Source organism: Sphingomonas sp. CL5.1 (genome assembly GCF_013344685.1).
Classification (GTDB): domain Bacteria; phylum Pseudomonadota; class Alphaproteobacteria; order Sphingomonadales; family Sphingomonadaceae; genus Sphingomonas.
Window position 1 is genome coordinate 174,413 of sequence record NZ_CP050137.1, and the last position, 18,405, is coordinate 192,817.

Sequence of the window (18,405 nt, forward strand, 5' to 3'; positions counted from 1 at the left end):
GATGAAGCGGATGCAGCGTGATCGTCTCGGGCTCGTGCCCGTGCTCCCCTGCCCGGAATCGGGCTTCACCATCCGCACGCTCGTCTCCCCAACCGTGCTCGCGGGCGCCAACGGACTGCGATGGGGCGCCGATGGAGCGCTCTACGTCGCGCAGGCATTTGGGTCACAAGTCAGCGCCGTCGACGTCGCCGATGGCACCGCGCGGATCGTCTCGGCAGCGGACGGCCCGATCGTCGCCCCGGACGATCTCGCCTTTGATTCGCACGGCAACCTGTTCGTGACCGAGGTGATGGCGGCGCGGGTCAGCGCCATTCGTCCCGGCGGCACCGTCGACGTGATCGCCGCCGACGTGCCGGTCGCGAACGGCGTGACGGTGCATGGCGATCGTATCTTCATGAGCGAGTTCCGGCCCGGCGGCCGGATCCTGGAGTTGTTCGCGGACGGGTCTACGCCCCGCCTGGTGGCCGATGACCTGATGATGCCGAACGCATTGTGCCTCGGCCCCGACGGCTGGCTGTACTTCCCGCTCGTACCGTTGGGCGAGGTTTGGCGAGTGGGCACGGCGGGCGGGCCGGCCGAGCGCGTGGCGGGTGGGTTCGACGTGCCCACGGCGGTCAAGTTCAACGCCGCTGGACACCTCCACGTCAATGAATCGGGGAACGGCGCGGTCACCCGTGTCGATCTCTCGTCGGGCACACGGGAGACTGCGGCGCAGGTCGCCTTCGGAACCGACAATCTGGCCTTCGCGCCCGACGGACGAATGTTCGTCTCGCATTACACCAACGGCGAGGTAACCGAATTCTCGCGCGACGGCTCTTCTCGGATTGTAGCGAAGGGGGGCATGACCGGCCCGTTCGGGCTCTCCGCGGCACCCGGCGGCGGACTCGTCGCCGCCGACGGCATGAGCCTCGCCTGGATCGACGCGGGCGGTCGGATCGAACGTCCCGCGACGCTGCTACAGCACGGCTTTCCGGGCTATGTCCGCGGAGTGGCGACCGACGGCGCGGCCGCAATCGTCACGAATAGTGCCGGTCAATGCGCGCGCTACCTGCCTGGCGAGGAGGCGATGGTGCTGCTCGACGGGTTGGACGAGGCGATGGGGCTCGCACGCGAGGCTGACGGCGCGGTTCTGATCTGTGAGGCGGGCGCGGGCAAGATCGTGCGCATCGCCCCGGACGGTGCCGTCAGCATTGTTGTTTCGGGACTGGCCCGGCCGACGGGGATCGCGTGTGCGCCCGACGGCGGCTGCTTCGTGAGCGAAGCGGAGTCCGGGCGAGTGGTGCATGTACGAAACGGCGATGTGTCGGTCGTCATGTCCGGGCTCGTCGAGCCGCACGGCGTGGCGGTTCTCGACAGCCACGCGGTCGTGCTCGATCGTGGCACGGGCACGCTCTATCGTGACGGAGGGGGTCGCGATGGCTCGTCGCTCCGCGTCATCGCATCGGGACTGCCGAGCGGAACGGGTCGTGCCATGACGCCGAACACTCTTCCCGGCATCAAAGACCTGATGCCTGGTCCATTGCTGCCCTTCGCCGACATCGCCGCGCTGGGCGACGGTGCCATCGCGGTCAGTGGCGATCGCGCAGGATCAATCGTCGTGGTCGAACCCGGCTAGCCCCAGGACTCACAAACGGGGTAGCCGGAAATCGTCACTTTCCCGATACAGAACTAGGGTCAGGACCCATTGATATGAGAAGCGCGATCTGATTCAGGCTCCGTGAGGAGACTGAGAATGAGCGACTTGTACTGGCTGACTGACGAGCAGATGGATCGTCTGCGCCCCTATTTTCCCAAGAGCCACGGCAAGCCGCGTGTTGACGATCGGCGGGTGTTGAGCGGCATCGTATTCGTGAACCGCAACGGGCTACGCTGGCGCGATGCGCCCAAGGAGTATGGCCCCCACAAGACGCTGTACAACCGGTGGAAGCGATGGGGCGATATGGGCGTGTTCCTTCGCATGATGGAAGGGCTGGCTGCTGAAGGCGCCGAACCAGCGACGATCATGATTGATGCGACCTATTTGAAGGCGCACCGCACAGCTTCGAGCCTGCGGGTTAAAAAGGGGATCTCGGGCGCCTGATCGGCCGCACCAAGGGCGGCATGAACACCAAGCTTCACGCCGTCACCGACGCCAACGGCCGCCCGCTCAGCTTCTTCATGACCGCCGGGCAGATCAGCGACTACACCGGAGCTACGGCTCTGTTGGACGACCTGCCCAAAGCGAAATGGCTGCTGGGTGACCGCGGCTATGACGCCGACTGGTTCAGAGAGGCTTTGCAGGCGAAGGGCATCAAGCCCTGCATTCCGGGCCGCAAATCTCGGCTGCAGCCCGTCAAATACGACAAGCGCCGGTACAGACGCCGTAACCGCATCGAGATCATGTTCGGCCGCCTCAAGGACTGGCGGCGCGTCGCCACACGCTACGACCGGTGCCCGCGGGTGTTCTTCTCTGCCATCGCACTCGCAGCCACCGTCATCTTCTGGCTCTGATCAACGAGTCCTGACCCTAGGGCGTTTATTGAGGCGCAAAGCGATGGCATCCAGTTGTGCTTGTGACAGACGCGACAGATTGGTCGTCCGCGGCAAGTATTGCCTGAGGAGACCGTTCGTATTCTCGTTGCTGCCGCGCTGCCATGGACTGCGGGGATCGCAGAAGTAGACCTGGACATCGGTTGCGATGGTAAAGCTTCGATGGCGCGTCATTTCCTTGCCCTGGTCCCATGTCAGCGAACGCCCGAGTTCCTCGGGCAGTTTGCCGATCTTGCGAGCCAGCGCCGTCACGGCTGTCGTGGAGTCTCGCTTCGTCAGCTTCACCAGCATCGTGAACCGGCTATGCCGCTCGACGAGCGTCGCGATACGGGTATCGCCGGCACCGATGAGCAGATCACCCTCCCAGTGACCCGGGACGGCGCGGTCTTCGACTTCGGCGGGGCGCTCGCGGATCGAGACCATATCGAGGATCTGACCCTGTCCCGATCGGATTTGTGCGCCTTTGGTGTAACGCATTTGCCGCGTGGTGCGCAGATGCGACGTCAACTCCTTCTTGAGCACGCCGCGCGATTGGATGAACAGGCTGCGATAGATCGCCTCGTGAGAGATCTGCATGGCGGGGTCGTCCGCGTATTGCCGTCTTAACCACCCTGCTATCTGCTCCGGCGACCACTGCTGCGCCAGCTTTTGCGCGACCCGCCGTCGCAACCGTCCGTGGCACGCCAGGTGACAGCGCTTGGGGCGCAATGTTCGATCCCAGGCCCGCTGATCAGCTCGAGCCGCACGATAGCTTCGCGGACCACCGTTACGCGAGATCTCGCGGCAGATCGTCGAAGCGCTTCGTCCGAGGCTTCGCGCGATGCAGCGGATCGAGAGACCTGACGCGAGCCCGCGAGATATCTCCTCGCGCTCCTCCAGACCAAGCGCCACGGCCGCTCTGCGTCTCACCAGCGGAGCAATGCCGCCTCGAAGAGCGATGATCTGCTGAATCCCGCTATGACTTCTCCGATCTAGCGCCCTCGTGATCGACGATATGCTCTCGCCGCGCTTCCATCGCTCCCACAGCTCCGCCTTCTGCGCCGATGTGAAATGAATCCTCGATGTTGCCATCACACACCTCCTTATCCTTCCGGATTAAAAGGTGTTGCGGCGACCGGTTGAACCCACCCTGCTAAAGCGGCCATTCCGCTACCACCAATAACGCCAATCAGTGTTTGCTGAACGAGCGGCGGCTTTCAGGATCGGCGAGCGGCCAGCTCAACGACCGGGATTAGGGCGCATAGCCGTTGGTCGGCTTCCTGGCATGCGAACGACGGGTTCCGCCGGGAGCGGCCCTTCGCGTGTCGCCCGCTGAACGACGTAAGTTGGATCGAAGCGACTATTGCGACATTGCTGATGCGGCAGCGATCTGTAGCGACCACTCGTGTCGTTGTGGATTGTTCAGCCGGCCGAACTTCGAATGGTAACGGTGCCATTGCGGCCCACGATTCCGCCGACGAGCAGTGGCGAAGCGCCGATCGAGAATATATTATTATCGATCCGCTTCTCTGAACCACCTTGGAGTAGTGCCGAGATCGTGGCAGAAACGCGCTCGACAGCGGATTTAACGGCCTCGTCGATATGTACGTAGCGCCCCGTAACCGAACCCGCAGCATGACCTAGCATAGCTGCGATAGTGAGTTCCGAATAACCGAGTTCACCGGCAATGCTACCGAACGTGTGACGAAGCGTGTGGGCAGTCACGTCCTCAAAGCCAAGGCGCTTGCATATTCTGCCGAGAACGCCATCCGCAGCGATAAAATGCGACTGGCCGCCGTCTGACGGGAATATGTACGGGCTGCCTTCCAGCACGGGCTGTGCACGAATAATCTTTAGTGCCGGGCTCCCGATCACCCGAATCTGCGCGTCGGTCTTCGTGTCCGCAAAATTGATATAGCCTTCATCTGAAACCCACTTCCGCTGCAAACCCTGCGCTTCGTTTAGCCGCAATCCGGAAACTGCGAGAAGACGAACAATTGCCAGGCCGATCGGATGCTCAACAAGCTCCAGTTCCCGCAGCGCTTCCCCAAGGGCCGATATTTCGGCGCGGCTCAGTCGTCGGGTTCGCTTCTGGTCCGGAAACTTCCGCACGCCCGACGCCGGGTTGCTCTCGATCAGACCATGACGCTTTCCATGTGCGAATATGCTGTGGAGCGTCGTAACCGATCGCGCGGCAGCCCCTTTACCACCAACTGTCGCGCGCCCTCGACCATCGCCTCGTGGCTTCGCGGTTTTCCCCTCCGCAATATCAAGTTGCATCCGTTCGATATCAGGAAGCGTCAACGCAGCTACCATACGCCGGCCTAGCAGGGGACGAATATGGGTCTCGATCCGACTACGGTCCATGTAGAGGGTCGAAGCCTTGATCGGCCTGCCTTTGCGGCCAAGCAGGCGGCCAGCTTCGGCTTCCGTGAGGTACCAGTCGCACAAGGCTCCGACCGACAGGCCATTGCGCTGCGACCTTTTCTTATCGGCCGGGTCTTCGCCCTTCGCAATTTCACCAAGCATGATCCGGGCTTGGTCGCGCGCCTGTTCAAGCGTCATGACCCCATACCTGCCGAGCACCGTGCGGCGCTTCTGCCGTTCGGCATTTCTATACTGGAGCACGAACGATTTTGTGCCGGCCCCTTCGGCTTTCAGCCCGAAACCGCGCAACTCACCGTCCCATATGAACACGGCACGCCCTTTGATCGGCTTGAGCTCATCAAGCATGCGCCTGGTCAGCTTTTTGGGTTCCGCCATGTCCACCTCCTACGTTCACCGCGGATATCTGGTGCGCGAAGCGCTCGAATCCAGATCGTCGACACCAACTCCAATTCATATCCAAATTCGAGGATGTCAGCGGCTACAAGAGAATACAAAAAGGACGGATGACAGTCCACTAAATAGCTGTCATAACGTCGTTATTATCGATATTGGCGCATAGTATCGCAAGCACGGCAGGAGCACCTAGGTTTCTTGGTAAGGCTGAGGTCGTGAGTTCAATCCTCACCGGCAGCACCATTTTCTCCTTATAAATCAAGGAGATATCACAGAATCGACGACTTGCCGTCTGTTTAGTCGGGGTCCACCGAGATCAACTAAGCAATAACTAAGCCGCACGCTCATCGCCGACCGATCGCTGCCCATCCACCCCGTCAGACCCTGGAGCGGCCGCTGCAGGCACCATTGGCGCGAGGCTTGATAACAGGCCCCATCGGACCAGCCAGCTTTCGAGCCATAGTGTAATGGTTTGAAGCCCGAGTTCAGTGCCCGCGCGGAAGGTGACGGCCGGGCGACCGGGCAGTCTTTCCGGCAACAGCGCGTGGTCCGGCACATCGACGAGCGCGACCAGGCGATTCCCTATCGGTTGTTCTCGGGTGACGGCGAAATGCTCGCGGCGAAGTTCCTGCCAAGCCGGCAGCGATGGCGGTGCGATCGATCGCGATCGGTGTCAGGCGCGGCTGGTCAGCGCAAAAGGTCCTGGCCTTTGCGCAACAAGCGCATCATGCCCGGCCACGGCAAGCCTGCGGGCTATGCGACCGCCAAAGCCGCCATAGCCGCCGAGGACGAGGATGCGGCTCAAGGCAGGTGCAAAGCCTGTTCGTGGCTCGGCGGCCCGCAGGTCTCGTGCTCGCCGAACAGATGGTATCGATCCGGATTTCCGGCCGCGCGACCGGCCTAAGCGTGCGTCTCTCCGCTCACGCCGCATTCCATATCGGTTCATTCCCCGACGACGGGTCTGGCGCGTCGAGACCGAGCGGATGCAAGGGATTGCCGACCAGTCCGCTGACCATTGCCGCCTGTATCCAAGTCGCCGGCCATAGCTTTGACATCGGCCCCACCAGCCGGTCCCGGACAAAGGGCAACAGGCGGCTGTCGGACTGATAGACCGGTGTGAACAACGCGGTGAGCCGCTGATAGAGGTGAACGTGTCGCCGCCGTCGGGCAACCGCGCGTTCCAATCCCGCCCTGACGCTTGCGCCTTCGCGCAGCCCCTTAGCCAGCGCCCATGCGTCGAGCAGCGCCATATTGGCGCCCTGCCCCAATTGCGGGCTTGCCGAATGCCAGGCGTCGCCGATGTGGATAAGCGCTGGCTCGGCCGGATCGCGTAGCGTCCGATGAGCGTAATGGGCAAATGTGAGTTGATCGGGATCGACGATCTGGTCGAGCAACGGCGCGCACGCCGGCCAGAGCGCGAGAACCTCGGCTTTCCAGGCGTCGAGTCCGGCGGTGCGCCACGCGGTCAGACTATCGGCGCGCAGCGACCAGAAGAACGCGACCTGCGGGCGTCTTGCGTTCGAAGACGTGCCGATCGGAAGAACGCCGATCATCGTGCTCGCCCGTCGATAACGCTGCTCGAGCGCGGCGTTGTCGAAGCTCGCCCCATCGGGCCAGTCGAGGCTGGCCCATAATGCGCCATAGGCCAGCGACCGGCCGGTGGGTGGCGCGAGCGGCGTGCGCGTTCCCAGCGCGTCCACAATCAGATCGAAAGGCCCAGCAATGCCGCCATCGGCGAAGTGCAGGTGGCGCTTCAACCCGTCAGGAACGCTGCTCGCCACCGTCCGGCCGTCGCGATCGGCACGCCGGCCGCCATCACCGCGTCATGGAGCAGCGCGAACAGGCTCGCCCGATGGATGCCTATGCCGAAGGCAGTCGGGCGCCCCAGCGCGGCGTAGCGCACATCGAGGACGACCGGGCCGGCTATTCCGGCCTGACCGATCAGGCGATCGATCCGGGCGCCGCTCCGCAATGCGACGTCGGCCAACCTCAAGCGATCGAGCACGGCAAGGCCGGTCGGCTGAAGCATGAGGCCCGATCCGATCGGGCGCGGCGTCTCGAACCGTTCGAACACCGTCACGCGATGCCCGTCACGCTTCAATAGCAGAGCGGCGGCCAACCCTCCGGGTCCGCAACCGGCGATGGCGATGTCGAGTGGCCCCATATCCTGCTGCTAGCGCGAATATTCGCCCGGACAAATGCCAAACGTCGGCCTCGCTGTTGCTTGGGTGGTTAAGCATCGTTGCCGACCCAAGGAAAAGCGACCGATAGTTTATGGAATGCGTCACAAGATCGCCGGAACGACCTGAAGTGGGACTTTTCTGCCATTTCTCGACGACGGGTCGAACGGCAGATATTGCCAAGAACCGACATCCGTCGCCCGCCTGATACCGGCACGGCAGAACGACAAAGGTTGGACCGGTATACGCTAAGCTGGGCGAAGACCTCCTTGGATGGTGGATCAAACTAGGGATGGACTGGTCATTGCCACCCGAAATCACTTAGGGCAGTCGCTGCAAGCACCCTCCAGCAATTGAACGCTCATGCTGCCCACCTATCCAAAGCTTGTTCGCGATCGACAGAACCGCAACATGGAGACGGTTCACGCGCGTGTCCGTCAGCTCTCGCCAATGATCGGACTGATCAAGGGCCACCAGCTGTTCGAGGGCCGATCATCGGCGATCCAGCGTGAGGACGGGAAGCTCGACGAAACGCCGATTCACCGCGCGAGCGGGGAAGTCACGATCAAGCGGGAGATGCTGGTCGATTTCAACGAGGCGACGGTCGAGCGACATCTGGAGGAGATGGCAGAGCAACTCGCCAGGGGCATGAGCGAGCAGTTCCAGCAGCGTATGAACGAGGTGACGGCAGAAACCGGCAATGTTGTTGACGGCGGCGGCAAGCCATTTTCGGAAGACACCTTCCTCGACGGCATGGAGGTGATGGAGCATAATTTCGGCAAAGACGGGAGATGGAAGCCACCGACTATGATCGTTGGACCCGGCATGGCCGAGAAGGTCGCTGCGGCCGGCGAGATGTCGGCTGCAGGCAACAAGCGCCTCAAGGCGATCCTTGAAAGGAAGCGCGATGATCACCGTCGCCGAGAGGCTGCTCGAATCCTGGTTGGATAGCCAGACCGAGCGCTGCTACCAGCCCGCATTCATCCAGATGCTCGTCTCGGAGGGCTGGACCATCCTCCACAACACGCGTCATTCGCCGATCGAGCTCGGCAAGGATGTGATCGCACGCGATCCGCAAGGCGTGCTCCACTGCTTCCAGCTGAAGGGCAATCCCGGCTCGCGCGTCACCAAAAGTGAAGCGGCCAGCCTGCTCGAGCAGTTCCACGAGCTACTGCGGCTTCCACCCGGCCCCGAGTTTTTGCATGATCGCGACGAAAAGCACGTCGCGGTGTTCGTGACCAATGGCGAGATCGACGAGGAAGCACGCTTGCTCTTCGAGCGCGCCAGTACGGCTTGCGGCCAGCCGGGGGTGGCAGCGTCGCGCTACGAACTCTGGTCGCGTGGCAAGCTGCTGTCGATGGCGACTCCGGCAATGCGCATCTGGCCCGCCAGCATCGAGGCCACGCGTCTCATCCTAAACCTGCTTGCCGGCGACGGCTGCGAGCCGCCGGTGCCTGCCGATATCTCCACCATCATGGCTTCCCTTCTCCCACCCGATGGAGCTTCATCGCCGGCAAGGACTTCGGCGATGAGCGGGATGCTGGTGATCTCCGAGATCATCAAGCAACGCTGGTACGAAAAGGAAAACCATCAGGCGCTGCACGCGGTCACAGTGTTAGCCTGCATCGCCGCGCTGCCAATTGCCGATACACGCGAACGGCTCGAGATGATCGAAGGCTATGCGCCGCTCGCGCTCGAGCATTGCGCGGACCTTCTGAGAGAAGCGGAAGCAAAGAATTTCGAACCCGATCGCTCTTGGGCCGAACAGGACATGCTGGGCGAGATCGATGTCATGTGGGAACGTCGCCGCCTTGTCGCCGATTGTGCTGCAATCGTCATGCTCGGCAAACGCGATCTGTCAGTCGAGTTGCGCAGCTACGCCATCGATCTCATCACTAGCGTCACGCACCAGGTGATGCTGTGGAGGCAGGCGCAGATTCCGTCGCTGGTGGTCGCATTCTGGGCGCGATCGCTTGTCGATGCTGGGATCGGCAAGGAGTTCGACTTGGCCGCGACCCTGCGTGCGGTCGAGGACGCCAATGGCGGCGACGACGAGCGCACCATGCTTCCCGGCCCCTATTATCCGGGCCTGGCACCAGAACAAGCCGCACTTGACCGACAGCCCCATCTTTAACGACACGGCGCATGGGCACCTCCATTTCGGGCGTGCAATCATGGGCATGCTCGCCAAGCGCAATCTCAAGCGAACCTGTGGTCAGCTCTGGGCCGACCATACGCGCGTCATTCATGAGGAGCCGGATTTGTCCGATCAGGTGTTCTTTTCAGCAGTGCTCATCGACGAGGGATCGATGCGGGACATCCAACTGCGCACTGGTATCTGGGCCGAGGTTGTCATCGACGCGATCGACGGCGGGTCGGCGCCGTTTCTCGACCGATTCGCGCCGCTCGCCTGGCTAATCGCAGCTTACATATCGATTGTGCCATACCGAGCCTGGACCCGCGTCTTGCTCTGGCTCGATCGACAACTCGCCGAGACTTGGTACAATGAAGGATATAGGCCGCATTGAATCACCAAACTGCGGACCTCGCGACGGCGTCTACAAGCGACTTCGCGCTGGGCGAGCGGCAAGTTCTGGCAAAAACTGCCGTTCAAGGTCCGACCGCGAACGACGGATAGTTGGTCGGAACCTGTCAATCCAAGCAACGATGTCATCGCGGCGGTAATCCGCCCAATCCAAGTCAATTCGGGGCACCGGTATTGTGTTTAACGAAGGGCGGCTTTCGACGAACACATGCGGCCCCGGGACGACCGCTATGTTGGCGACTCCGGACGAGATGTACTGCGGTCCCTGAACCGACCGGTGTCGACCAGGTATCGCCGTTCCTCGGTTGTGGAGCGAACGTCCGGGTCTGACAGGAACTGCTGGTCGGTAACCGCCCCGATATTGCCATTCATCGATCACCACGGCTTCCCAAAACCGGCTGCCTGAGGAATGCGCAACCGTCCCGTTTCTCCACCTCCGGTGCGACATTTCGGATCGGGAACAGGTTTCGAGACAGCCAGCCTGCCATCCGCGCGCCGTCACCGGCCGTCGCGCGACACGTTCGTTTGCGGGAAGGATGGCGCGGGTCGTTGACGTCTGTATGAGAGTGACCATGAAACTGACCAGCCTCGTCGTCCCGACCTTCAAGCAGATGCTGAACACAATGTCCGGCTGGCTGGACAAAGCACAAGGGGCGTTAGGCGGGGAGGCGGAAAGGTTGCTGTCAGTTCGCCTCGCGCCCGACATGTTTCCACTGTCAACGCAGGTTCGTTTTGCCTGCGTGCAGGCGTGGGAAGCCGTGTGTCGATTGCAGGGCGAGGACTTTCCAGCCTCGATCAATACGCTCCTTGATGAAGGGCGGAACGCGGGCGAACATCCCGGCATCATTGCCGACGCGCAAGCTCGGATCAGCGAGACAGTCGCCATGCTCGATAGTCTGGCGCCTGATGCGCTCGATGGCGATCCTGAGCGACCGATCGCGCATGCGCTGCCAACAGGCATGATCTTCGATCTGACGGCGGAGCAATATGCCCGCGATTGGACACTTCCCCAGTTCTACTTTCATCTAATGACCGCCTACGCGATCCTTCGCAGCCAAGGCGTGGACCTGGGCAAGGCCGATTACGTGCCCCACATGTTCGCCTATCTTCGGCCCGGAACGTGGCCTACTACTTAGCAGTCACCTTTCCCGGAATCCGATCCTTTTCGGGACGCTCGCGAACGGCAACTCTCGTTTGAATCCGCCGTTCGACGAAGCCTTTGCAGATGGCGGGTTCCCACAACTCCGCATTCCGCTTCCGGCAGCGCGCGACCCAACCCGGCCATTCCTTGCTAGGAGAGCGAAATCGACCGAGAGCAGCACCCTCCGGCCTGACGGCACAGTTAGGTGCGGGGACCACGGCAGCCCGGCATGTCAGCACGCCATCGCAAACACGGGCAAATGACCGAGGCGCATCGCGGGAAGGTTGTCAAACACCGTCGGCAGTGTGCATGCCGAATCCAATACGCGTATGGCAAAGTGATCGGCACACCGCCGAGGGACGCGCCGCGCGATTGATCGGTAGTGCTTCATCTGGCGCGTTGATACGCGTCAGGGGCGTCCGCTCCAACGCAATCAAGGCGTGAGCAGGGGCCTCACGGTATTGCATCGCAGCGATTACTATTGCGCGGGGAAAGCCCCGTCTCGATCGCTGACATGCGGATCGGCGTCCGCATTGACAGAAGCCTCCAGACACAAATCAAGGCACGCTGCCGATCGCCGCGGCATCGGGCCGGCGCGTGTCGGCCGCGCCGGATAACAGGCCGTTCTCGATCATGATCGACTGGGTGCTCCCCATTGTCGCGCCCTGCGTCACCCGGTGGCCGCGCTTGCCGAGGAGTTCGAGCATATCCCTGGGGAATCCCGGCTCGAATTCGATTGGCTGCTCGACGGTGCCCTGAAAGATTCGTGGCCGTTCGCTCGCCTCGGCGATGTTGAGGTGGTGATCGATCACGTTGACCAGCAATTGCGCCATCGCGGAGAAGATCCGCGCGCCGCCGGGCGTCCCGGACACCAACCACGGCTTGTCGTCCCGGAAGACAATCACCGGCGATATCGTCGAAACAACCCGCTTGCGGGGCGCGGGAGCGTTAGGGGATGCGCCACTCCCCGTCCATGCGAAATTGGCGAGCGCGTCGTTGAGCAGAAAGCCTGTGCCGCACGCCATGACATGCGCACCGAAATCGGAGCCGAGCGTGAAGGTATTGCTGACCGCATTGCCCGCCGCATCGACCACCACGAAATGTGTCGTATCGGGGCTCTCGTAACCGAAGGGATTGCCCGCGCCGACATCGCCGGGTTGCAGGGTACGGTCGAGCGAAAGCCGCGCGGCGCGCGCCGATGCATAAGGCTTGGCGACCAGCCCCTCCGCCGGGGGCGCATATTGCGGATAGCCGCCCGCATACCGGGCGCGATCTGCAAAGACGAGTTTAGACGCCTCGGCGATCAGGTGCAGGCTGTCGGCGCTGTTCTGGCCGAGCCTGTCCATCGGGAAGCGTTCGAGCAGGTTCATCAACTCTGCGAGGAACATCCCTCCTGACGGCGGCGGCATATAGGCGATGCGCAACCCGCGATAGCTGCCCCACAACGGCGCTTCCTCGCGTATGCGGTAGCCGGCGAGGTCGTCCTTGGTGATGAGGCCCCCCGCCGCCCGCATCCCGCGCACGAGGCGATCGCCCACCGCGCCGCGATAGACGGCGTCGGCACCATGATCGCGCAACTGCCGCAACGTCCACGCCAGATCGGGCTGGCGCAGCACCGATCCCACGCGTGGGGGCTTTCCTCCGTCGCGATAGAAAGCAGCGGCGACCGCCGGGTCGCGGACCATCTGATCGTGCTGGCGGACGAGGATATCGGCGAAATCGTCGGTGACGACCATGCCTCGCTCGGCGAGTCGCAGCGCCGGGGCAACCAGAGTGCGCCACGGCAGATGCCCGTAACGGCGGTGCGCCTCGTACAGTCCCATCGGGGTGCCCGGCACGCCGACGCCGAGGAAGGAATAGCGCTTGCCGGGATCAACCTTGCCATCCTTCCCCAGCAATGTGTCACGACGCAGGGCAGCGGGCGCCTCGTCGTAATATTCGAGCGCGACCGTCTTCTTCTGTTGCGCCAGATAGACCAGCATGAATCCGCCGCCACCCAGATTGCCCGCACGCGGCAGCGTGACGGCGAGTGCAAGCCCGGTGGCGACCGCCGCGTCGACCGCGTTGCCGCCCCGACGCAGGATGTCGACTCCGATGGCGGAGGCGGCCGCATTCTGGCTAGACACCATCCCGCCCCGTGACAGAACGGGATGGTGAATGCTGTCGTATTCGACGATGTAATCGGGCGGAACCGTGGTGCTTTGCGCAACGGCGGGAATCGCCGCCTGCGCCACGGCCCCCGCCAGCAGAAGCCCCGCCGCGAGGCGGCGGCACCGTGAGACAAGGCTCCGCACGCTCACTTAAGCCGGAAGGTGAGCTGGCCGTAGATGAACCGCCCGCGATCGTTGGCGAGCGCGACGTTGTAGCCGAACGTCGCGTTGGTCAGCGGTGGATCGCGGTCCGCGATGTTGTTGATGCCGAACCGGACGCTGGTTCCGTTCAATGGCCCGTGATCGAACGCGTAGCTCACCGAACTGTTGAGCACGAACCAGCTCGACACCGGATAATATAGCGCGGTCGAGGCCTGGGTCGGCCCGACATAATAGCCGAACAGATTGGCGCCCCAGTTGCTCTTGCGCCACGCGATGCTGCCACTCGCGCGGAAGCGGGGATTGTCGTCCACCTCGATCAGCGAGCCGCCCGCCGATGCCGGCAGGCCGTTAGCCAGCAATGCCGCACTGTCGGTATCGGCATCCTGATAATAGCGGATCAGATAGGCGACGTCGCCGGTCAGCGAGAACGACCCGATCGAGGTTTCCGGCGTGCGATAGGTCACGTCCACATCGATGCCCGACACGGTGCGCTTGCCGAGATTGAGGAAGGTGTTCGCGACGCTGAGCGGCTGATCGGTGGTGGCGCTGCGCAGCAGCGCTGGATCGGTGCCACCGCCTCCAAGGCGGCGCACCGCATCGAGGTTGAGATGGTCCTGCGCCGAGAAGATGCCGATCAGGCTGTTCTGGACGATATGCCAGTAGTCAGCCGTGATGGTCAGCCGACGCAGCGGCGTTAGCACGATGCCGGCGCTTACGGATTCCACCGTCTCGGGCTTCAGGTCGCGGCTGCCGCTGCGGTTGTCGACCACGTCGAAGCGATAGGCGCTGCACGCGCTCTTGTTGAGCTGGGCGAGGCTGGTGACTCCCTGCCCCTTCGCGCAGAGATAATAATCGGTCAAATTCTGCTGCACGCGGCTGATGAGCGAGGAATTGACCACCTCGAGGTTGGGCGCGCGGAAGCCCTGCGAATAGGTGCCGCGCAGCTTGAGCCAGTCGGTCATCTGCCAGCCGACCGACACCTTGGGCTTCACCACGCCGTCATGGATGTCGTAGAAATGCTCGAACCGGCCTGCGACCTGAAGATCGAGGCTCTTGACCAGCGGAATGTTGTCTGCGCGAGATATCAGCGGCACTGCCAGCTCAGCATAGCCCGAGATCACGTTGCGCGTTCCCCGGGTGTCCAGCGTCGGGCTGGTGCCCAGCACATCGCTCGTCACCACGCCGTTCGGGCTGGTATAATTGATCGTGCCGTCGACGCGCGGATCGCGGTCGTCGAAATAGGTCTCGCGCCGGAATTCGCCGCCGATCGCGATGCCGACATCCTGCCCGCGCAGGGAGAGGAGGTGCGCGTTCGTGAGCTTGGCGTCAGCCAGATAGAGCTGCGTGCGGCTGATACGGTGCACGGTGATGCGCATCGGGTCGGTCACGCTGGCGGGGTTCAGCGTCGGATCGAGCAGCGACGGGCTGGTAAGGTTGCCACCGGTGAACGGATTGTACGCGGTTGCCGGGTTGGAGGACAGCAACGCGGCCTCCAGCGCGGTGTTGCTGACGCGGTTATGCTCCTCGTCGTCGGTCTTGGCCCAGGAATAAAGGCCGGCCGTTTCCCACTTCCAGTTGTCGCCGATCGTGCCGCGCAACCCGCCGAGGATGCGCCCGGTGTCGCTCTTCACGTCGATCCAGCGCGGCCCGACATCATCGACCCGCAGGCCGACCAGCGTGACCGCCTGCGCCGGGCCGGTATAGCCAGGCAGGCGGCCGGGACCGGAACCGAACGGGTTATACGGATTGTCCGCCCCGACGATCAGTGGCGCGGTGGTGAGATTGGTCGAGCCGCCGCGATTGGCGAGCGTCTCGCCATGATAATAGAGGAACTGGCCGAAGAATTCGACGTCGCCGAAATCGTGCGAGAAATCCGACAGCAGGGTATAGCGCGTGGTGCGCGGCGTGACCGAACGCTGCGGCGCCTCGTCATAACGCAGTGCCGAGGGCAAGGTGGTCGAGCCGCCGTTGACGCAAACGCCGGGGGAGCCAGTGACTGGCGCGCGCGAGTTGGCGAGGGAACACGGCTGGACGAAGAAGCTGGTGAAGCTGGTCCCCAGCCCAGTGATCGGCGTCTTGACCGTGCCGCTGGTCCACGGCGTCAGGGTCGATCGGTTGTCGAAATAGCTGGCGTAGGCCGGACCGACCAGAGCGCTCAGATTGTCGCTCGCCGAATAGCTGCGTTCCGAGGCGGGCATGGCGGTCAGGTGATAATAATCCGCCGCCAGCGTGAAACGGGTGCGCCCATCCTTCGAGGCGACGCCGTATTTCGCGGAAAGGTTGCTCTCCCGCAGGCTGGTGCCCTGCGACCCGCCGTAGCGGCCGCTCACCTCGAGTCCGGTGAATTTGGGATCAGTGATGAAGTTGATGACCCCGGCGGTCGCGTCGGAGCCGTAGATAGCGCCCGCGCCGTCGCGCAGCACTTCCACGCGGCCTACCGCATTGCCGGGAATCGTGTTGATGTTGACTGTCTGGACCGGCACCGATCCTTCCTGCTGGGTCCCCGGATTGGCGACCAGCCGCCGCCCGTCGAGCAGCGCCAGCGTGTTGCCCGCGCCCAGCCCGCGCAGGTTGGGCGATGCGACGTCGCCACGCGCGTTGTTGGGACCCTGGTTCGAGCTGTTGAATCCCTGACCCGCCATCTGCGGGATAGTGGAAGCCAGCTCCGAAGTGGTCACCAACCCGGTCGACTGGATACGATCGCGATCAAGCAGGGTCACCGGGAGCGATGTCGCGATATTCGCATTGCCCACGCGCGATCCGGTGACGACGATATCGGGCACCGGAACCTCCGGTGCCGGGGTGGTGGTTTCGGCCTGCCGCCCGGGCGCCGCCTGTATTGGCGTGGTGGTGGCGCGCACGGGAACCGCGTGCGCCACGGGCACTTCATAGACCCGGATGATCCGCCCCTGGCTCAGCTCATAGGTGTAGCCCGAATTGGCGAGAACTCGCTCAAGCATCGCCTGCGCCGTGAAGCGGCCGGACAGCGGCACGGCTTGGCGCTGCGCGATCCGGGGGTCGCTGAACACGACCTGCATCCCCGTGGTCCGCGCGATGGCGAAGAGCGATCGGTCCAGCGATTGCGCCGGGATGGAAACCATAAAAGATTCCGATTGCGCCAGCGCCGGACACGCCATCGCCACTGCTGCGCAGGCCCCGAGCAAATACACTCCTCGCATGAATTTCCCCTTCCGCTCGCCATTATTCGGCTGTTGCAAGGGGAGACGAATTTTTTCCGTCCCGGCGAACGTCCACGCAAAAATATTTTGACGGGGTTCGCTTCGGTGCATTTTTGGCGTCTTCCTGTAAGGAGGCAGCAGAGGTCTGGGTGAATACGGCGAAATCAGAGGAAGCCGATGGTTCGGGGCAGGAAGTCCTCGGTGCGGAGGCGCTAGCCACCTATCGTGGGGCGCTGACCGCCTTCCTCGCGCGACGCTTGCGCGATCGCGGCGAGGTCGAGGACGTCGTGCAGGAGGCGTTGACCAAACTGGTGCTGGCCACACGGGTGCGCGCGATCCGCGAACCGCAGGCCTATCTCTTCCAGATCGCCCGGAACCTCGTGGCGGACCATTTGCGCCGCCGCGCGCCCGACGGGCTGCTCGAGCCACTGGCGCTATGGGATGAGGTTCCAATCCAGCCCGAACAGGAGAATGATCGCCATCGAGCCGACCTTCAGCGCCTCTTCGAAGCCGCGCTCGACGAACTCCCGCCGCGCTGCCGCGAGGTGTTCGTGCTGAGTTGGTTCGACGAGCAGCATAGCTGGTCAATCGCCCTTCGATTGAAGATCACGCCGCGCATGGTCCAGAAGCATTTGGCGAAGGCATTGGCCCATCTCCACGCCCGGCTGGGAGATTATGTAGAGTATCGATCATGACGGGGAACGACGCGCGGAAGCACGAGTTGGGCGAACGGGCCGAGATGGTCTTTGCCCAGTATCTGACCGATCAGGGCAAATGGCTGCATTCCGCCGATCGCGCGGAGGCCGAGCGGTTCGTCGACTTCCTCCAGCAGTTCGACCGGCCCGAGGAGCGGGCGCCGCGCCGGGGCGGGAATCGGCGGATGATCGCCGCCGCCGCCGCGATACTGGCGGCGGTTGGCGGCATGACCGGCTGGATGCTCCGTCCTGCTGCGCCCGATGTCGCTTCCTATGCGACCGGCCATGCCGAGCGCCGCGCGATCCGGCTGGACGACGGGTCAATCATCGAGCTTGCCGCCGAAAGCAAGGTGGACGTCCGCTATTCCGCGCGGCAGCGAGAGGTATTTCTCCGCTCCGGCGAGGCCCTGTTCACCGTAACGCATAACGGCTCGCGCCCCTTCTCGGTTGCGGCGGCAGACGGCCGGATCGTCGATATCGGCACGAAGTTCGACGTCAGGGTCGGCAAGGACGAAGCGCAGGTCACCGTGGTCGAGGGGCAGGTGCGGGTTGGCGTATCACATCGCACACAGCCCGAGGGCGACGGCATCTTCCGCGATCTGGGGCGCGGCCAGCGCGTCAACTTCGGCGTCCGCCGCGACCGTGGCGTTGCTATTGCCTATATGGGCGAGACCCGACAGGTCGATGCCGACGATGCGCAAGCGTGGACGCGTGGCAAATTGTTCTTCGACGGCGAGCCGCTGGAGCGCGCGATCGCCATCGTCAACAGCTACGCCGCCGACCAGCTTGTCCTGAAGGAACCGAAGCTCAGGAATATGCCGGTATTCGGCATGCTCGATCAGAGCGACGTGCAGGGGCTGCTGAGCCTCGTCAATGATCCGCAAGCAATCGAGGTTCGTCGCCACCCCGGCAATTCGGCGACCCCTCGCTGAAGCCACCGGACCCAACTCAACTACGCTGGCCGATTGGCTATGAACTGTCGATTGGGAAAATGCACGGATATATCCTTGATATCAGTTGTCCACGCGATCCCGCATTCCAAACGTGAATGCACAGCAGCTTCC

At 63.2% G+C, this 18,405-nt stretch carries 15 protein-coding genes; 9 read left to right on the plus strand and 6 right to left on the minus strand.

Features of this window, described 5'->3' with window-relative positions; translation table 11 throughout:
- The first annotated feature begins 1 nt into the window (after position 1).
- Positions 2 to 1,615: a gluconolaconase gene (locus F9288_RS00910; protein WP_174834881.1), complete on the plus strand. Its 1,614-nt coding sequence runs from the start codon at positions 2 to 4 to the stop codon at positions 1,613 to 1,615.
- Positions 1,616 to 1,732: 117 nt separating this feature from the next.
- A protein-coding gene (locus tag F9288_RS00915; RefSeq protein ID WP_174834848.1) for an IS5 family transposase occupies positions 1,733 to 2,490 on the plus strand; the annotation gives its coding sequence in 2 pieces (ribosomal slippage) (positions 1,733 to 2,066 and positions 2,066 to 2,490; 759 coding nt in all).
- Here F9288_RS00915 and F9288_RS00920 read toward each other — a convergent pair.
- The gene (locus F9288_RS00920; RefSeq protein ID WP_174834882.1) at positions 2,491 to 3,603 is read right to left on the minus strand and encodes an IS30 family transposase; all 1,113 of its coding nucleotides are present in this window, start codon (positions 3,601 to 3,603) and stop codon (positions 2,491 to 2,493) included.
- A gap of 327 nt (positions 3,604 to 3,930) precedes the next feature.
- Positions 3,931 to 5,271 carry a site-specific integrase gene (locus F9288_RS00925; protein WP_174834883.1) on the minus strand — a complete coding sequence of 447 codons (1,341 nt, stop codon included), beginning with the start codon at positions 5,269 to 5,271 and terminating at the stop codon, positions 3,931 to 3,933.
- A gap of 490 nt (positions 5,272 to 5,761) precedes the next feature.
- Between F9288_RS00925 and F9288_RS00930 the strand changes: the two genes are divergently transcribed.
- Complete coding sequence (locus F9288_RS00930) at positions 5,762 to 6,193, plus strand: hypothetical protein (RefSeq protein ID WP_174834884.1); 432 nt, start codon at positions 5,762 to 5,764, stop codon at positions 6,191 to 6,193.
- 16 nt (positions 6,194 to 6,209) lie between these two features.
- On the opposite strand, the gene F9288_RS00935 is transcribed toward F9288_RS00930, so the two are convergent.
- Complete coding sequence (locus F9288_RS00935; RefSeq protein WP_254621019.1) at positions 6,210 to 7,070, minus strand: NAD(P)/FAD-dependent oxidoreductase; 861 nt, start codon at positions 7,068 to 7,070, stop codon at positions 6,210 to 6,212.
- The gene (locus F9288_RS21985) at positions 7,043 to 7,453 is read right to left on the minus strand and encodes an NAD(P)/FAD-dependent oxidoreductase (protein WP_254621020.1); all 411 of its coding nucleotides are present in this window, start codon (positions 7,451 to 7,453) and stop codon (positions 7,043 to 7,045) included. The genes F9288_RS00935 and F9288_RS21985 overlap by 28 nt, the downstream gene beginning before the upstream one ends.
- Before the next feature lie 379 nt (positions 7,454 to 7,832).
- Between F9288_RS21985 and F9288_RS00940 the strand changes: the two genes are divergently transcribed.
- From F9288_RS00940 to F9288_RS00955, 4 genes are all read left to right on the plus strand, one after another.
- On the plus strand, positions 7,833 to 8,420 hold the full coding sequence (locus F9288_RS00940) for a hypothetical protein (protein ID WP_174834885.1): 588 nt from the start codon (positions 7,833 to 7,835) through the stop codon (positions 8,418 to 8,420).
- Positions 8,377 to 9,603, plus strand: a complete 1,227-nt coding sequence (locus tag F9288_RS00945) for a hypothetical protein (RefSeq protein WP_174834886.1) — start codon at positions 8,377 to 8,379, stop codon at positions 9,601 to 9,603. The genes F9288_RS00940 and F9288_RS00945 overlap by 44 nt, the downstream gene beginning before the upstream one ends.
- A 40-nt stretch (positions 9,604 to 9,643) precedes the next feature.
- Positions 9,644 to 9,997 carry a hypothetical protein gene (locus tag F9288_RS00950; RefSeq protein ID WP_174834887.1) on the plus strand — a complete coding sequence of 118 codons (354 nt, stop codon included), beginning with the start codon at positions 9,644 to 9,646 and terminating at the stop codon, positions 9,995 to 9,997.
- 589 nt (positions 9,998 to 10,586) lie between these two features.
- Entirely contained in the window at positions 10,587 to 11,150 is a 564-nt protein-coding gene (locus F9288_RS00955; RefSeq protein ID WP_174834888.1) for a DUF1993 family protein, read from the plus strand.
- 562 nt (positions 11,151 to 11,712) lie between these two features.
- Here the strand turns inward: F9288_RS00955 and ggt are convergent.
- Together ggt and F9288_RS00965 are read right to left on the minus strand one after the other, a co-directional pair.
- Complete coding sequence (gene ggt / locus F9288_RS00960; RefSeq protein ID WP_174834889.1) at positions 11,713 to 13,389, minus strand: gamma-glutamyltransferase; 1,677 nt, start codon at positions 13,387 to 13,389, stop codon at positions 11,713 to 11,715.
- Between the two features lie 62 nt (positions 13,390 to 13,451).
- Positions 13,452 to 16,568 carry a TonB-dependent receptor gene (locus F9288_RS00965; protein ID WP_174834890.1) on the minus strand — a complete coding sequence of 1,039 codons (3,117 nt, stop codon included), beginning with the start codon at positions 16,566 to 16,568 and terminating at the stop codon, positions 13,452 to 13,454.
- Positions 16,569 to 16,795: 227 nt separating this feature from the next.
- On the opposite strand from F9288_RS00965, the gene F9288_RS00970 reads away from it, so the two are divergent.
- Together F9288_RS00970 and F9288_RS00975 are read left to right on the plus strand one after the other, a co-directional pair.
- Positions 16,796 to 17,341: an RNA polymerase sigma factor gene (locus tag F9288_RS00970; protein WP_174834891.1), complete on the plus strand. Its 546-nt coding sequence runs from the start codon at positions 16,796 to 16,798 to the stop codon at positions 17,339 to 17,341.
- Positions 17,338 to 18,273 carry a FecR family protein gene (locus F9288_RS00975; RefSeq protein WP_174834892.1) on the plus strand — a complete coding sequence of 312 codons (936 nt, stop codon included), beginning with the start codon at positions 17,338 to 17,340 and terminating at the stop codon, positions 18,271 to 18,273. Before F9288_RS00970 ends, F9288_RS00975 begins: the two co-directional genes overlap by 4 nt.
- Positions 18,274 to 18,405: the final 132 nt, after the last annotated feature.

Excerpts from the sequence above, each read along its gene's own strand:
- F9288_RS00940 (WP_174834885.1), top strand. The coding sequence starts at position 7,833 with ATGCTGCCCACCTATCCAAAGCTTGTTCGCGATCGACAGAACCGCAAC.
- F9288_RS00950 (WP_174834887.1), top strand. The coding sequence starts at position 9,644 with ATGGGCATGCTCGCCAAGCGCAATCTCAAGCGAACCTGTGGTCAGCTC.
- F9288_RS21985 (WP_254621020.1), bottom strand. The coding sequence starts at position 7,453 with ATGGGGCCACTCGACATCGCCATCGCCGGTTGCGGACCCGGAGGGTTG.
- F9288_RS00955 (WP_174834888.1), top strand. The coding sequence starts at position 10,587 with ATGAAACTGACCAGCCTCGTCGTCCCGACCTTCAAGCAGATGCTGAAC.
- F9288_RS00965 (WP_174834890.1), bottom strand. The coding sequence starts at position 16,568 with ATGGTTTCCATCCCGGCGCAATCGCTGGACCGATCGCTCTTCGCCATC.
- F9288_RS00910 (WP_174834881.1), top strand. The coding sequence starts at position 2 with ATGAAGCGGATGCAGCGTGATCGTCTCGGGCTCGTGCCCGTGCTCCCC.
- F9288_RS00975 (WP_174834892.1), top strand. The coding sequence starts at position 17,338 with ATGACGGGGAACGACGCGCGGAAGCACGAGTTGGGCGAACGGGCCGAG.
- F9288_RS00925 (WP_174834883.1), bottom strand. The coding sequence starts at position 5,271 with ATGGCGGAACCCAAAAAGCTGACCAGGCGCATGCTTGATGAGCTCAAG.
- F9288_RS00945 (WP_174834886.1), top strand. The coding sequence starts at position 8,377 with ATGATCACCGTCGCCGAGAGGCTGCTCGAATCCTGGTTGGATAGCCAG.